Below are 16,871 nucleotides of genomic sequence, written 5' to 3'. Positions count from 1 at the left end.
AGGACAACGGCCGCTCTTAATTGTTATGAAAGATTCTATTAACCAACAAGATCTATCGATATTTTATCAAAATATACCTCGCATCATCACTCGCAGTATTTAGAAAGGAGCATCATCATGAAACATACACAAGAAAAAGGTGCAACAACGATCAAAATCCGTTTGTCCACCAAATTAATGGCTTTCACCACTCTGATTCTGGCCGCCGCGGTTCTCACCCTCGGACTGATTGCCATTAATTTAGGCGCAGCGGCTCTGACTAGTGAATCCAGTACCCAGGAAGAGGTCTTTGCCATCGAAGGTGCCGGCCATATTGGCGCCGTTGCTTCCGGTAATCTGGGAAAACTGGAAGAAATCGCCCTTCGGGCCCGAACGGTTACGATGGACTGGAACACCCTGGCCACCTCCATTGCCGGAGACGTGGAACGTTTAGGCTATCAGGATATCGCGGTCATGGATCTAAACGGCAACGCTAAATATATTATTGGCGGTGGCGAATTCAAATCGGAAGGTCAATTCTGGTACGAAGACGGTTTTGCCGGAAAAACATCTATCTCCGACGTAACCATCAGCGAAGTCACCAATGAGCCGATCGTCGTTGAAGTCGCCCCCATTAAGAATAATGGTCAGGTAGTCGGTCTCCTGGTGGGACGTCGAGATCCCACCTTCATGCAAGATATCACCAATGCCATGGGTGATGGTGTCAGAAAGTATGGGATGGTGATCAATGAAGATGGCGCCGTTATGGCTCATCCTAATGATCAGCTGATACTGGATCAGACCAATATTTTTGATGAAATTGATGCCAATGGCCCTTTGAAAGAATTTGCCCTGGCCATCAAAGAATTGGGCGTGGGCCAAACCGGTAGTATCGCCTATAACTATCTTGGTGAAACGAAGCTTGCCTACAATGCCCCGATTCCCGGAACCAACTGGACACTCATCGTTATCAAATTTAAAGATGACGTACTGGCCCCGATTAATAACTTGAGAAACGTCATTCTAATGACCTCCTTGTTGATTCTATTGGTCGGTGGACTGGCCACCTATATTCTGGCCCGAAGCATTTCAAAACCAATTATTTCGTTAAACCATATGATTAAAGAAATGACCCTGGGACATCTCGGTGTTCGGCTGGATGTAAAATCCAAAGACGAAGTCGGTGAAATGACCACTTCCATGAACAAACTGGCTGATGATCTCCAGAATATGGTCATTGGTACCATGGATCAGATATCTAACGGCGACGTTTCGGCAACGATTGAGGTAACTGATCCTGCTGATGAAATTTCACCAGCCCTAAAACGGACCATCGAAACCATCCGCGGGCTCATTAAGGAAGCAACCATGCTATCCCTGGCCGCCGTTCAGGGCCAATGGCAAACCCGGGGCGATGCTGACGCCTTTAACGGCGGATTTAAAGAAATTGTGGAAGGGGTCAATGCGACTCTGGATACGGTCGTTGATAAAATGGTCTGGTACGAAGCCATCATCGATGCGGTCCCCTTCCCAGTTCACGTCACCGATAATGATATGAAATGGACCTTTATGAATAAGGCCTTTGAAGACATGATGGTCAACAATAAGGTCATCACTGACCGTAAAAGCGGCTATGGAATGGATTGTTTTAATGCTGGTGCTGATATCTGCCAGACCGAAGGATGTGGAATCAGGCGACTGGTTGATAAAGGTCTGGGGGATAGCTATTTTGAATGGTACGGCCGAAATTACAAACAAGATACCGCTTACCTCAAGGATTCTAAAGGCGAAAATGCCGGTTTTGTGGAAGTTGTCACTGATTTAACGCCGATGATTCGGGTTAGCGACTATACCCAAAATGAGGTCACCCGACTGGGCCACAACCTCACGCGCTTATCCCAGGGTGATCTGGCCTTTGATATGGACATTGGCGAAGCCGATGAATACACGACTGAAGTTTCTGCCCAGTTCAATGAAATTAGGGACAGTCTGCAAATGGTTCAGACATCTATCGATAACCTGATTAGCGACGCCAATATGCTGGCTCAGGCTGGCATTGATGGACAATTAAATACTCGGGCAGATAGCAACAAACACCAGGGCGATTTTGCTAAAATTGTCGACGGTGTTAATGCCACCCTAGATGCTGTGGTGGCACCGGTTCAGGAAGCCTCGACGACGCTTAATGAATTGGCCAAAGGCAATTTAAAGACGGGAATGGTCGGAAATTACAACGGCGATTATACCCTGATTAAAGATGCCATGAACCAGACCATTGCCTTCTTGAAACGCTATGTAGATGAAATTACCAATACCCTGGAAGAAATGGGTCAGGGCAATTTAAATCTCGAAATCACAGCCGAGTATCTGGGCGACTTCCATGCGATTAAATCTGCACTTAATGGAATTACCGCCACCCTCAGCGAAACCATGTCAGAAATCAATGAAGCGGCCGGTCAAGTTGAAACCGGTGCTCGCCAGATTTCCGATGGCGGACAGGCGCTCTCCCAGGGTACCACCGAGCAAGCCAGTGCCATCGAGCAGCTTAACGCCTCCATTGAAGAAGTAGCTGGCGAAACAAAGACCAACGCATTAAACGCAAATGAAGCCAACGAACGGGCTCAAGAGGTTCGCAATAATGCCGAGGTTGGCAATAATCAAATGAATAAAATGCTTTCCGCTATGGGTGAAATCAATGAGTCCTCCCATAACATATCAAAAATTATCAAGGTGATTGACGATATTGCCTTCCAGACTAATATCTTGGCCCTTAATGCCGCTGTTGAAGCGGCCCGGGCCGGCCAACATGGCAAGGGTTTTGCTGTTGTTGCCGAAGAAGTACGATCTCTAGCAGCCCGCAGCGCCGAAGCCGCCAAGGAAACCACTGGTTTGATCGAAGGCTCCATTGAGAGCGTGGATGTCGGGACCAAAATTGCCGATGAAACCTCTGAGAGTTTGAAGGAGATTTTAAGTGAAATCGAAAAGGTAACTGGTTTGGTTGGCAACATTGCCCGGGCCTCCAACGATCAGGCCACTGAAATCGCCCAGATTACCCAGGGCATTGAACAGGTCTCGACTGTTGTTCAAACAAACTCTGCTACTGCTGAAGAAAGTGCCGCTGCCAGCGAAGAACTGTCCGGTCAGGCTGAAATGCTCAAGCAGATGGTGGGTGCTTTTAAAATAAAGAAAAAAGGCTCTGTTCATCATGCTTCTCCCAAGCCCCCGGTTGAGCAGCCGGTGAAGCAGGAAGCACCAACAACCCGGATTGTGTTGGATGATCTGGAGAGCGATAAGTACTAACAAATAAAAAAAACAGGCATCCACAACGGAGCCTGTTTTTTTTATTGCAAACTAGTTATTCGGGTCTTCGTCATTCAGCTTGATTGCTTCTGTTGACGCTTTTATCGCTGTCGTACCTTCTTCCATATTGATAACTTCATCAACGATTAAAATCTCTTCATTGCCCTCATTTCGTTCTTCTTTTAGTTTTCTATTGGTGAACAGCACATTGTAACAAATAAAGCCGACACCAACAACATACAAGAAGAGATAGACAATAAAATTAATAATTGGGATGTATCCCAAAAGGATTGCTGCTGCTGCAATAATTAGGATGGATACAAATGAGCTAAGCAGCGGTTTCATTTTGTCATCAAAAAACCGCATCAATAATTTTGACAAGACCACTGCCGCTATTGGCATCGCCAAAATGGCCAGAGCGATGATCCCACAGGTCATTGCAATTCCAAATGGTGCATAAATAACAAAAGACACGATCAGTAACAATGGTGACAAGAAGAAAAAACCTGCCCCGATTCCCAATGAAGCCAGAATATGTTTTTTTGCCATAACGGTCGTATTGGCATTAAAGTCTTTGGTTAAGAAGCTAATTAAAACCCAGATCACCAGGATAAACGCCAGCTTAGTAATAATGGATAAAAGAATGGAGCCAACAGATGGTCCCCGTACTTCATTAACCTCTTTACTTGACACCTTTTCCCAATTAACTTCAGGCACCTTGGCACTTGGGGCTACAATGGCTTTATTGGTACTGCGATTATTGATGGTTCCCGTGATACTTGCTCCGTCATTGATGGTCAGCTGATCGACATCTGTTTCTACAAAACCATTGATCGCACCATTAATTGAGACATCACCAGCACCAACCCGGAGATTTCGTCCCACCGTTCCATCGATATTTACATTGGCAGCGGCCAGAAAGACATCCCGATTAATGTCAGCAGCTTTGCCAATGATCAGATCGGATCCACCAGCAAATACATCCTGCGTCACTTTGCCATTGATAATGACCTGATTGGCGGCAGCGTAAAGATTCCCATTAATTTTGCCGTTAACGGTTACCGTATTCGCTGCTGCAAAAACATCACCGTTATACTCCCCATCAAGGGTGATGGCGTTTCCGGCAAAAAAGGTAGTGGTATCAAATACCGAATTGGCAGTGATATTTGACCCGGTGAAGGCAAATTTCGTATTGGCCACTGAAGGCCCTTCGATGTTGATATTTCCTGACGAATCATGGTAGCTGTTGTTGAGATCGCTATTGGTTGCCCCGAATACCGCGGTGACCGTGAAAAGCAATACCATCACCATCATTAAAACCGATACACTTAATTTTTTTAACATTTTCTTTCTCCTTCATTTTTTTATTATTTAACCTAACAGAAGCGATTCTCATTTTTAAAATGATTAATCATCACGCCTATTCCGACACAAACAACCGCAGAAACGATAAACGATATTACATTGAGATTATTTTGGAGTTGTTGGGAACAACGAATGACAATGCCGGTAAAAACCGTTATAAAGGGCGAATCACCCGTTTGAGCAAAGACGATAAAGCGCATCACCATCACTGAAAAAGCAATGGAAAAAATATAAAACAAGGCAAATAGATCTGAATTTTCAGCTTTTTCAATGCTAACCTGGTTGATCCGACTCATAATTTCCAGTTTTCTGCTGGTAAAAGGAATGGCTTTGCCATAATTTTTAACGGCTGTTTTATTAAATCCCAGGTTGAACATCATTTTATCAAGTTCACTCATTGTTACATCTCTCCTTTGTATAAGTTTCTAAGTTTTTTACCGGCCCGGTTCAGCCGGGAAGATAGGGTTCCCATGGGGATATTTAAAAATGCGCAGATTTTTTTATAATCCCAATCATAATAATACCGCAGGATCACCGCCGCTTTTAACGCATGCGGTAATTGATCCAGAGATTTTTGCATTTCCCCAAAATCCAGGGAATCGATGTTATCATAACTCAGGGCCTCATCAGTAAATAAGTTTTCACCATTTTCCTGATCGTCCAGATAAACCATGGTCTTATTTTTTCGTAATAGAGTAAAAGCTTCGTTATGAACGATTTTCAGAAACCAGTTTTTAAAACTGCTCTCTAGCCGATACTGCCTGATTTTAGTAAACGCTTTTAAAAAACTTTCTGCAACCACATCCTGTGCATCAAATTCGTTTTTAAGCAGAGAATAGGCATAGACATAGGCAAATCGCTCATATCGCTCGACAATGGGCTCAAAATAACCGGAATTACCGGTTACTAAATACTTTTTAATCAGCGCATCATCAGCTTCCCCTTCTTTTTTTCCCTTCAATAATTATCACCTCAATTTTTTCTGCCTATCTATATAACGGATGAAGCCCGCGTTTTCTTCCCAAGAATAATTATTTTTTTTTAATTTTTAAAGCCAAAGTAAAAAAACTTTACTTTGGCCTCTTATCAGTAAGCTATCATTAAATCTTATGCTGCTTTTTTCTTTGAAAGAATTTTACCACTTCAACAATTGGGATCACGAGCACTGCCAGACCCATGGCGGCAAAGTATTCGGTCAGACTAATTGCTTCGAATTCAAATGCAGCAGCGATGGGTGGGATGAAGATAACCGCTGTTGTCAGAACGAGCGATACCACCATGGCCAGGAACAAAAATTTATTCTGGCGTTTCATTTTAAAAATTGATTGGCGTCGGCTACGCATATTCAGAGAATGGAACATTTCTGCCATTGACAAGGTTAAAAACGCCATCGTGATACCATCGGCACTTTCGGCAATTTCCCAGACCCCAGCTTCTAAGTAGTGTCCCACAAAATAGGCGGCGACGGTAACCAGTGCAACCATCGCACCCTGCCAGATCACATCCACGCCCAGGCCACGGGAAAAAATACCCTCCTGCGATTCTCTGGGTGGGTTTTTCATGGTGTCTGCTTCTTCACCTTCCATGCCCAGAGCAATGGCTGGAAAGGTGTCCGTAATCAGATTAATCCAGAGCAAATGAACTGGTTTTAAGATTGTAAACCCCAACAGGGTGGCGACAAAAATAGCAATCACTTCGGACAAATTTGATGACAGTAAGAATTGGATGGCCTTGCGGATATTGTCGTAAATACGGCGACCTTCCTCCACTGCATTGACAATTGTGGCGAAATTATCATCAGCCAGTACCATATCAGCGACATTTTTCGTCACATCAGTGCCAGTAATCCCCATCCCCACACCAATGTCGGCGGTTTTAATCGATGGTGCATCGTTAACGCCATCGCCAGTCATGGCCACAATCATCCCCTGATTTTGCCAGGCTTTGACAATCCGCACCTTATGTTCCGGCTGTACCCGGGCATACACAGAGTAGTTACCAATATCTTTTTTTAGCTGGTCCTCACTGATCTCATCCAATTGGGCACCGGTGATGGCTTCCTTGGGATCAACAATAATCCCCAGTTGGATAGCAATAGCAACGGCCGTATCGCGATGATCACCCGTGATCATCACTGGACGAATACCTGCCGACTTGCACTGAGCAATCGCATCTTTGACTTCAGGTCGAACAGGATCGATCATACCAGTTAAACCGGCAAAGCACAAATCATGTTCCAGATAATCCGGTGACTGATCTTCCGGCATAGTATCCCAGACACGAAAAGCAGCGGCAAGCACCCGGAGAGCCTGATCTGCTAAGTGTTTATTGGCCTGTTTGATTTCTTGACGGATATCATCAGTAATGGGTCGCTGAACATTGCCATCCCAGTAGGCGGTGCAGCGGGAAATCAGCACATCCGGAGCGCCTTTAACATACTGAGTAAAAGTACCATCTTCCATTTTGTGAAGCGTACTCATCAGTTTTCGGCCAGAGTCAAAGGGTGCTTCTCCGACTCGAGGGGTCTTTATTTCCAGGTCGCCCTTTTTCAACCCCAGCGAAAAACCGTAATTGACCAGAGCGGCTTCAGTAGGCTCTCCTTCAGCTTTATTCTCTTCATTTAAATAGGCATCATTACAGAGGGTCATGGTTTTACCCAAAAGTTGCTCATCAAAACCGAAATGATCCACAACTGTCATTTTATTCTGGGTCAGGGTTCCGGTTTTATCGGAGCAAATCACCTGAGTACAACCCAGGGTTTCAACAGCGGTTAGTTTCCTGATCACCGCTTTTTCTTTGGCCATATTGGTTACACCAAGGGAAAGTACAATGGTGACCACCGCCGCCAGACCTTCGGGAATGGCAGCAACTGCCAGGGATACCGCCACCATAAAGGTATTAAGAACGCCAATACCGGTAATTCCTTCGCCCAGATACAACCGCACCAGACTCAGAGCAAAGATAAAAATACAAATGCCCAATACCAACCAGCTTAGCACCTTGCTTAACTGGTTAAGCTTAAGTTGAAGCGGCGTAGCATGTTCTTTGGCCTGGGTAATGGCTTCGGCGATCTTCCCCATTTCGGTTTTCATTCCAGTCGCGACAACCGTTGCTGAACCACGACCATAAACCACAGCACTACCCATATAAACCATGTTTTTTCGGTCCCCCAGCGAAATATCTTTTTGATCTCCCAGATTGAGGGCCGTAATCACTTTCCCAACCGGGACACTTTCACCGGTCAGGGCAGCTTCTTCTATTTTTAGACTGGCACTTTCTAGCAGTCTGGCATCCGCCGGCACTGAGTCTCCGGCTTCTAACAGAATCACATCGCCGACTACCAGGTCTTCGGTTTTAATTTCCTGGATTTTGCCATCTCTGATCACCCGTGAGGTGGCCGCGGAAATCGCCTGAAGGGCTTCGATGGCTTTTTCTGCCTTACTTTCCTGATAAACACCGAGTATCGAATTGATTAGCACCACTGCCATAATGATAATCACATCGCCAAAGGATTCTCCTGAATAAGCGGCAGTGATCCCCGAAATAATGGCGGCCGCAATCAGGATCACAATCATCGGATCTTTTAATTGATTAAAGAGCCGTTTCGCCAATGAATCCTTCTTCGCCTCGTCTAACTTGTTTTTCCCATTCTTAACGAGTCTTTCTCCGGCTTCGGTCTGAGAAAGCCCCTCTCTTCCGGAGTTTAACTCCTTTAGCACTTCTTCTGAAGTTTGTAAATACGTCTTCATTCAATCCCCCTCAAAGTTTAATTTTTGCATAAAAAAAGCCAGATGCATCTACACCTGGAAAAATAACCCAAGCACAGAAAACTGTACATGAGTCTCACTCATTAAGATAAGCCAGGTATTTACTACCATGCATGTTGACTTATCACGCAAATTGCGCAAATTACTCCCTCATAACTTTTTCATTGTATCCTGGCGTATTATCTTTGTCAAGATAATACACCAGGATTTTTTTGTTGTGAATTTCTGTCAATTGTTTTCCAGATAGGGTTGTGTCGTGGTACCTGGTGCCTCCGACCCGGCTGGTCGTAACTGAATCTCAATGGCCTCCAGGCGGTAACCAAATCCTGCGGTGCCAGCTTCCTTGTCATTTTTTGCCCAATCCATCCAGCCTACATTTTCGGCATGAACCCGATAATATACATCAAACAAATTGGCATCACGACCCGTTAACCTGACCTTAATTGCTTCCAGCCGCAGCGATTCGCCGGAAGTTCCGCTCATATTGCCATTGCTCTGATAATCCTGCCAGCCCAGGTTTTCCACATGGGTACAGTATTCAATCCCCAGATCATAGCCACTGCTATCTGTCTTGATCTCGATTCCCTCCAGCCGCAAGGATTGGGCGGATGTGCCGCTAATCCCGCCGTTACTTTGCCAATTCTGCCAGCCTACATTTTGAACATGGGTACGATAAACACAATTAGCAAAGCTGTCCCGACTTTGAGTAAAGGCCTTAATACAAACATTACTGTCAGCTTTTTTTGACGTGTCATACCAACCGCCAGTTCCGGTATTACTGGTAAAACTTTCTCCAGGATTCGCGCTGGCTGCACTACTATAGTTTTCAAAACGACTTTCTACGGGTACTGACTCACTGGTTCCCGGGGTTCTAAATTTGATCACCACGGCAAATTTCTGTCCAGCCACCAACCCCACTGGATTATCCAAATCAATGGTATAATATCCTCCCTGCACGAAGGTTTCCGTCTGGGTGGTTCGCAAAGTCCCACTGGATGGCTGGTTATCGTTCACATCAGTATAAATCTTGATCTCTGCGGTTGTCCCGGGTGTTAACGCATAGGTGCTCACAGCGGTCAGATTATCACTGGCAGCTGCCGTAAAGATATTGGCGCCCCAAGCCGTTTGATCATCATCTGAATAACCCATAGCTGAAATGTTACCCAATGGATCATACTGATAAATCTGGCTGTAATTATCGGTTGCCTGAGCATTATGAAAGGCTGTCACATTGCTGCCGGCATAGGTGTCATAATAAGACAAGTAGAAATAGCCACCATCACCCCAGTCCTCTCCCCAGCTATTGCGGATAATCCAGGCGCCATCACCTTCAGGTGTTTTACTAAAATTATCGCGGCTGTAATTGTCATCCCAGCCAACAATCACTACATCATGATCGGATTCTTCCTCGCCATCGTAGTAAAAAGAGGCATTTTCACTGTTGTAGTATTCTTCACTATCCAATTGGCCATAGTGTAACGAGGTATAAAGTGCCCCTCCATCAATCAGGGCCTGCTTGATCACTGATGGTAATTTTGGGATCGAGACTACTTCCTGGATATGATAAATTGGCGATAGTCCCGTTTTTTTCGGGGTATCATAAGGGTCACTGCTCTCACTGACCGGACCACTCCAACGCGCCAGATAAGCAGTCGCCATGGTATAATTTCCACCTTCATCAGCGGTTCCGTCAAAACCGCTATTCCACATCAGATTGTTTTCTGAAAAATCCACTGTGGTATCTTTCTTTAAATAGGATTCCAGGGAAGCCAGACTGGCAAACGCCCAGCAGCTGCCATAATCGCCCTGATCACGAACCGCTGTGATACGACCAGTGTCACGGAGATCAAAGGCGGCTGGGAGGGTGGCCGATGGGGTTATTGTGGCCTCATCAACTGTTCCTTCATAGCGTTCCAGCGGTGGTGGGATATGTCCCCGAGAATGGCCATCAAAGGTGGAAGTGTTAAGCGTTCCCGACTTGACCTCTTCCTGGTATTGGACAAAACCCGGATTTAAGGGCGCCACTGTTGGCTCAGTGGTTTCTTCCAAAGCCCAGACCCCGCTTGGGATTAAAACAGTCAACATTAGGCTTACTAGTAACAATGACAGTGATCGCTTGAAATTTCTTTTCATTTTCGCTCCTCTTTCTCGTTATTTGCTTTTCTTATCAAAAAGATTATACCCGATTCACCTGCTTTTTAACACCCTACATAACTTCCCGAATGACATCGTATTTGGCATCATCACTTTCCACAAAGCCTTCCACGGGGGATTTGATATTTGGTGCTTTCACATACTCCACAAATGCCTGTCTTAAAAGATCCGAAAATTCTTTTGGCAATTTCGGATTTACGGCAATCGCATCCTTGGGGATGTCCGGGGTTTTCGCAATGATCCGGAGCTCATCCAGGTTAACGCCGCTTTTTTGTGCCTCTTCCATGGCTTCGTTATAAGTGGCTCCAGCATCATATTCCCGAGACAGTACCGCTTTAATTACACTGTCATGACTACCCAGATAAGACGTCTTACTGAAAATCGTCTTGGGATTCAGGCCTTCAGATTTAATACTATGCTGAGCATAGAGGTATCCCGAAGCGCTACCCTCATCCACATAAGCAAAGCTTCGGTCTGTTAATCCCCTTAAACTGCTAACCCCGCTGTCTTTGCGGGTAATAATACAGCCATTATAAGACACCTTTCCATAGACTCTTGGGGTTACCAATGGCTCGATACCGATTTTTTCATGGGCATTGACATAGGCAAAGGGAGAGAACCAGGCCACGTCAATGATGCCTTCCTTCATGCCTTCACTCAGGGCATCATAATCCTTGACAATCATGGTACGCACGTTATAGCCGATTTTTTTGAAGACCGCATTTAAGATCGGCACGTACATGGTTTTAATGTTTTCCGGCGAAGTAAAAGGATTGACCCCAAAAATAATTTCATTCTTATTTTTATTTTTGGCAGTGAGTTTCTGAACACTACTGGCCATTTCTGAAAGCTTGGTGCAGTAATTCAACAACTCAATATTTTTTGACTTTTGCGTCACAATGGTGCTAATCGTATTGGAGGTTACCCGGTGAGTGGTATCCACCGCTTCGGACACCTTGGCGATGGAGGACTGAATGCCATGGGAGGTGTTCACTTGGAGACTGGAAATCTCTTTGATTTCATTCATGGAGTGGTTTAACTCAATCAGTACTTTCTGAATTTCTTCGATGACAGCGCCGGATTTCTGGGCAGCATTTTCAATATCTCTGGTTCGGATGGTACACCGTTCAATGGATTTATTGGAACGATCAACTTCCACAATGACCTGATTGACAATCTGTTCGATTTCGGTGGCAAAGGTAGCGGTGCTGTCAGATAGCCGTTTAATTTCTTCTGCCACTACTGAAAATCCTTTACCGGCGGCTCCGGCCCGGGCAGCCTCAATGCTGGCATTTAGAGCCAGAAGATTGGTCTGTCGGGAAATATCCTTAATATAATCGACAAACTTGCTGATCTGTTTGGACGAGCCGTCCAATTCGGTATTAATACCTGAGGCCTGCTTCACCCCATCAATAAGATCCAGCAGCAGATCAGAGATACTCTCGATGGTGGATCGATTCTGATTCAGCATATCAACTGAATGACTGGAGTTTTCTTCGATTCGGACAATATTCCCCTGAAGCTTGTTGGAAACCTGGGTAAAATTATTGATTTCTGAATTGATTTCATAGGTGCTAGCGGCATTTTCCTCACTCAGTTTAGCAATTTCATCAGCCTGGGCGACGATGGTGTTAAAGACTTTGACATTTTCTTCGGAAAACCAGCTCAGCTTTTTAATATCGAAGTCCATGGTCTCCAGCAGTGAAAAAAGTTCACTGTTGACATTATCCTTTTCCTCGTCTTCGATAGGTTCTTCTTTTTCTGCCATGGCGGTGAGTAAATTATAAATGCTGTTGATGGTGACTTTGTTTTCGTTTAAGATCTCGACCGACTGAGCCGAACTTTCTTCCAGGGTCATGATATTTTGTTTCAGCTCTTCCGAGGTTTGAACAATGGTTTTGACTTCCTGGTGGATATTTCCCAAATTGATTTCATTTTTAATTTCTTCCATGATCCATCTCCGTTTCTTAAATTTGTGATGACATTTTACGCCCAATTACCATTTTTGAAAATGGGAATTTCCTGACCATCTTTGGTGATGCCGATAATCTCCAAATCGTTGGTGCCAATCATAAAATCCACATGGGTATCCGACTGGTTCCCGCCGACAGCAATTAGTTCTTCCTTGGTCATTTTTCCTCCACCCCGGATATTGGTTGGATAACATTCCCCCAGGGCAAAATGACAGGCGGCATTTTCATCAAACAGCGTATCATAAAAAAGAATTCCGGTGTTAGAAATGGGTGAATCATGGGGTACCAGCGCCACTTCCCCCAATCGCCTTGATCCCTCATCGGTTTCAATCAGGCTCTTTAAATATTCCTCACCTTTTTGGGCCTGATAGTTGGTCACCTCGCCATCATGAAAAGTCAGGCTGAAATCCTCAATGAGATTTCCCTGATAAGAAAGCGGCAAGGAGGAAACCAGGGTGCCTTCAGCCCATCGACAATCCGGTGCGGTAAAAATTTCTTCAGTGGGCATATTCGCAAAGAAATATACCTGATCTGGCGTAAGCTCACCACCACCTTCCCAGATATGCTCTTTTTGAAGACCGACTGTAAAATCCGTGCCAAGGCTGTTTTTATAACGCAGTGCATCAAAATGAGCATCATTAAGAACGCGGCATTTTTCGGCGAGAAATAGCTTATGGTCATTCCAGGCTTTGACGACATCGCCTTTACCGATGCGCACAGCATCAAAGATGGCATCCCAAAGTTTCGCAATGGCTTCCTGTTCATAAAGCTCAGGAAAGACTTTTTTTGCCCATTTGGTCTCAGGAACAGCTGCCACACACCACTGGAATTCGCTGTTCATCATCTTTTTATAATAAGGTTCAAACGCTTTAGCTGAGGCCTTACTGCTGGTTTTGAGTTTTTCGCTTTCGACCCCTTTATAAGCCTCCGGATCGTTGCCAACAATAGAAATAACAGCCGCTTTCTGCTTGGCATAATAATTACGGGATTCTGCCAGCCAATTGGGGATATTTCCCAAAACATCCAGACCTACATTATCAAAACGGAGTCGGCTGGTTCTGACATCATTCCAGAAGACGATTACATCTTTAGCCCCAGCTTTATAGGCCTCGGCAACAATCATCCGACCAAATTCAAAATTCTCCACTGAACAATTAACCACTGCCAATTGGTCTTTCTGCACATTCGCTCCAGTTCGGACAACAAGTCGGGCGTATTCCCTTAATTTTTCCATATGGTCCATTTAGTTCCTCTTTTCTTCTTGTCTCGCTATAAGATGCCTGCGCTGTTTGCTGCAAGACATCAATTCCCGGCTACAAAAACTCGCAACTCATTCATTTTTGTAAAATTTGTATTTTTTCTTTTTTCGAGTGTTATATTAAAATTATATCACTTTCATCAAATAAAGAAACAAGAAAAATTTGTGAAATACGCTTTATTGTTACTTAAACTGGGAGCAATTTGTCAACGATTGCCCTTTTTCGCTGTCCATATCATTAAAAGTTTCATTTAATCTATTGTAAACCCTCCCTTTACGCAAATTTTATCCGCAGTTTTCCCTCTTCATATCGGGCACTTTGAACCGTTTTGTTACGGAGTACATCCGGCAAGGTAAAGCAGCGTTTTTCGTTCTTAATCTGAATCATCAGTTCGCTACCTTTTTGGCCCATATCAAGATCTGATTTTTCGGCAAAAGGAACGTTTAAAATAAAAGCGTAGCCGTCCTCTTCCTTCTTCACTTCAAAGATTGTATCCTTAAATAAAACCGCCGCGGGATCAGTATCGCCGAAAATCTGCTCGGCTGCTTCTAAAAGAATGGCTTCGGTGGCGAGTTCTTTATTGAGTAGCATCAGAGTGAAAACCGGCACCTCGGAAAAGCTCTCGCGAATCTCCTTTAGTCCCTCCTCCTGAAGATTTATCCATTTGCTAAAATACCCATCTAATGCTTTTGGCGGATAAACTTTGTTGACGATGATGGCATCAATATTATAGTTATACAAGTGAAGATAGGTAAAATTTCGTTTAGCTTCTTTTATGACAATCCGCTCCGGAGTCGTCACGATACGAATGCTGAGGGTTTCTTTGTTGGTCATAATCGCCTGAAGCTGATAGAGTTTTTCATTTAATTGCTCCACATCATCAAATACATTGTCCTCGGGCATCGGGATTTTCATGACTTTTTCCATCATCGGACCAGCCACCTTAACCGCCTTTTTTTTCATCGGCAGCACGGTTTTTATCATATTGCCAAACATTTCCGGAAATTTAAGCAGCGACAGGGTTTCCCCAGTGGGTGCACAGTCAACAATCAATACATCGTACCGATTTTCTTCATAAATATCAGTGATTTTAAACAGCGAAAATAATTCTTCCAGCCCTGGAAAGACCAGCAGTTCCTCTGCTTCAATTCCCCCTTCCGCTCTGGCTGTCAGCAATTCCTTCATATAGTTTTTCATATTTCCCCAGGCTCGTTCACCTTCCAGGATGGCATCAATTTCCAGGCCCCAGAGCTTATCACTGATCTTAACTGGGGTATTCTTAAGTTTTACGCCAAAAGAATCGGATAGACTATGAGCCTGATCGGTACTCATAATCAGCACTTTTTTACCATCTTTGGCCAGCTTTACCGCCGTTGCGGCGGCCACACTGGTTTTGCCGACACCGCCTTTGCCTGTATATAAAATAATTCGCATTGTCTTCTCCCTTTTATTTAATCGACTAATTTATCGATTCATTCAATCAATAGTAACTTTTTTGACTTTTTTTTCACCATCGGTTTCGCCAGTTTTTTCTTTCTCGGCGTCGTTTACCGCACTGCTTACATCTAAAGCCCATTCTTTGGCGAGGTCAAAGATCATTCCTTTGACTTCTTTTTCAATCACCTGAACATGTTGGGCGATAGTCGGCGATAGCAGCGACAAGAAAGCATCACGTTCGTATTGCTTTGCCAGGATTACATTTTTAATAAATTCACGGTTCATTTTGTAGACCTCCCTTATTGTTTTTAATCTTAATCGAACACAACTTGCTTTGAAGTTTATCGTAAACAGCTAAGCTCATCGCACGCTATTTAATACGATTGAAATGCAATGACCAGGGTACTCTGGTCAAAGGTTGCACTGGTGACTTCCATCCCTCTGAGGGTATTGGGCATCGGAATATTACGTTTGTAATTGCCGATTTTAACAATGACGTCCGACCCGGACAAATTGACCGCCACCTCATCCTTGGTAATATTCGGTAAAAAGAGTTTCAGATCATAACCCGTTTCGGTCTGTTCGTATTTTTCACCTTCGATATCTGCCTTGATCTCAAACAAATCGGTTCTTTTTGCGAAGACATCATCGCAGATCCGATTGATGGCATCCAGTCCCAATAGATCAGTGTCATACCAGGGGATATAATATTTAGGAATCTGGTCAAAACATGTTTCAATTTCGGCGATGTATTTTTTCTGGATGCTGATCCATTCTTCGAAAAAGGGGTTACCGATTTCACGGGGCAGGATCCGGTTGATAAAGATGCCATCGACATTATAGTTATAAAGTTTCATATACATATAGTTTCGCTTGGTTTCTTCCACCACCATTTTCTCGGGAATGGTCACTAAGCGTACCGAGGATACTTCTTTGTTTTTTAACAACTCCTGAAGTTCGATCAGTTTAACATAGAGCGTTTCAATGTCGCTCATGGCGTGGCGATCGGGCAGTTGTATTTTGAATAATGATTTTGAAACCGGGGACAAAATTCGCACTGCCACCTTCCCGATGGGGAAAAACTTATCCATATACCAGCACATCAGCTCGGGAAATTTAAGCAATGACAGGGTTTCTCCAGTGGGGGCACAGTCGACAATAATCCGTTCATAATCGCTATTGTCATATAGTTCCTGGATTTTCAAAAGCGCGAACAGTTCATCCATCCCTGGCATCATTATGAATTCATCCATGTCACCACCTTCTGGGTTGATCGAGCCAATCATGTTGCTAAAAGCCCTCATCAAATTTTTGAAATCTTTTTCCATCACATAGTTGGGATCGATTTCCAGAGCATAGAGATTATTGGCTACCGCGACTTCCTCTTTTCCGATTGGAACATTAAACAGATCCCCCAGATTGTGGGCCATATCGGTGCTGACGATCAGGGTTTTTTTGCCTTCCTGTGACGATTTGAGGGCATGAGCAGCAGCCACACTGGTTTTGCCTACCCCACCTTTGCCGGTAAAAATTAGTATTCGTTTCATTTGCTCTCCTTCTACATTTTATAATTCACTTGTCGAATAGTTCGTTGTCCGAAGTATATCTTCTAAAAAATGCTGCCCGAGGGCAGCGGT

11 protein-coding genes are annotated in these 16,871 nt (G+C 44.3%); 1 reads left to right on the top strand and 10 read right to left on the bottom strand.

Annotated features, from left to right (window positions below; genetic code table 11):
* Positions 1–117 precede the first annotated feature (117 nt).
* Complete coding sequence (locus tag ACIZ62_RS06400; protein ID WP_111887461.1) at positions 118–3,279, top strand: methyl-accepting chemotaxis protein; 3,162 nt, start codon at positions 118–120, stop codon at positions 3,277–3,279.
* A gap of 51 nt (positions 3,280–3,330) precedes the next feature.
* On the opposite strand, the gene ACIZ62_RS06395 is transcribed toward ACIZ62_RS06400, so the two are convergent.
* The 10 genes from ACIZ62_RS06395 to ACIZ62_RS06350 all read right to left on the bottom strand — a co-directional run bounded on the left by ACIZ62_RS06395 (position 3,331) and on the right by ACIZ62_RS06350 (position 16,781).
* On the bottom strand, positions 3,331–4,623 hold the full coding sequence (locus tag ACIZ62_RS06395; protein WP_414151506.1) for a hypothetical protein: 1,293 nt from the start codon (positions 4,621–4,623) through the stop codon (positions 3,331–3,333).
* A gap of 32 nt (positions 4,624–4,655) precedes the next feature.
* Entirely contained in the window at positions 4,656–5,042 is a 387-nt protein-coding gene (locus ACIZ62_RS06390) for a hypothetical protein (protein WP_111887463.1), read from the bottom strand.
* Positions 5,043–5,044: 2 nt separating this feature from the next.
* A complete protein-coding gene (locus ACIZ62_RS06385) occupies positions 5,045–5,605 on the bottom strand; it encodes an RNA polymerase sigma factor (protein WP_322518925.1) in 561 nt (186 codons plus the stop codon).
* A gap of 139 nt (positions 5,606–5,744) precedes the next feature.
* Positions 5,745–8,393 (bottom strand): cation-translocating P-type ATPase, encoded by a 2,649-nt coding sequence (locus ACIZ62_RS06380; RefSeq protein WP_414151505.1) that lies wholly within the window; start codon positions 8,391–8,393, stop codon positions 5,745–5,747.
* 246 nt (positions 8,394–8,639) lie between these two features.
* Complete coding sequence (locus tag ACIZ62_RS06375) at positions 8,640–10,544, bottom strand: lectin like domain-containing protein (RefSeq protein ID WP_414151504.1); 1,905 nt, start codon at positions 10,542–10,544, stop codon at positions 8,640–8,642.
* Between the two features lie 73 nt (positions 10,545–10,617).
* Positions 10,618–12,516, bottom strand: a complete 1,899-nt coding sequence (gene phnD / locus ACIZ62_RS06370) for a phosphate/phosphite/phosphonate ABC transporter substrate-binding protein (protein WP_414151503.1) — start codon at positions 12,514–12,516, stop codon at positions 10,618–10,620.
* A 35-nt stretch (positions 12,517–12,551) separates the two neighbouring features.
* Positions 12,552–13,781, bottom strand: coding sequence for an aminopeptidase (locus ACIZ62_RS06365; protein WP_414151502.1), 1,230 nt, complete (start codon positions 13,779–13,781; stop codon positions 12,552–12,554).
* Between the two features lie 289 nt (positions 13,782–14,070).
* Complete coding sequence (locus tag ACIZ62_RS06360) at positions 14,071–15,231, bottom strand: ArsA family ATPase (protein ID WP_414151501.1); 1,161 nt, start codon at positions 15,229–15,231, stop codon at positions 14,071–14,073.
* Between the two features lie 42 nt (positions 15,232–15,273).
* On the bottom strand, positions 15,274–15,519 hold the full coding sequence (locus tag ACIZ62_RS06355) for a hypothetical protein (RefSeq protein WP_111887470.1): 246 nt from the start codon (positions 15,517–15,519) through the stop codon (positions 15,274–15,276).
* A gap of 89 nt (positions 15,520–15,608) precedes the next feature.
* On the bottom strand, positions 15,609–16,781 hold the full coding sequence (locus ACIZ62_RS06350; protein ID WP_322518931.1) for an ArsA family ATPase: 1,173 nt from the start codon (positions 16,779–16,781) through the stop codon (positions 15,609–15,611).
* Between the last annotated feature and the right edge of the window lie 90 nt (positions 16,782–16,871).

Origin of the sequence: Acetobacterium carbinolicum (assembly GCF_047456275.1) — a bacterium.
GTDB classification, from domain to species: Bacteria; Bacillota; Clostridia; order Eubacteriales; family Eubacteriaceae; genus Acetobacterium; species Acetobacterium carbinolicum.
This window is presented reverse-complemented; position numbering and strand designations above follow the sequence as displayed.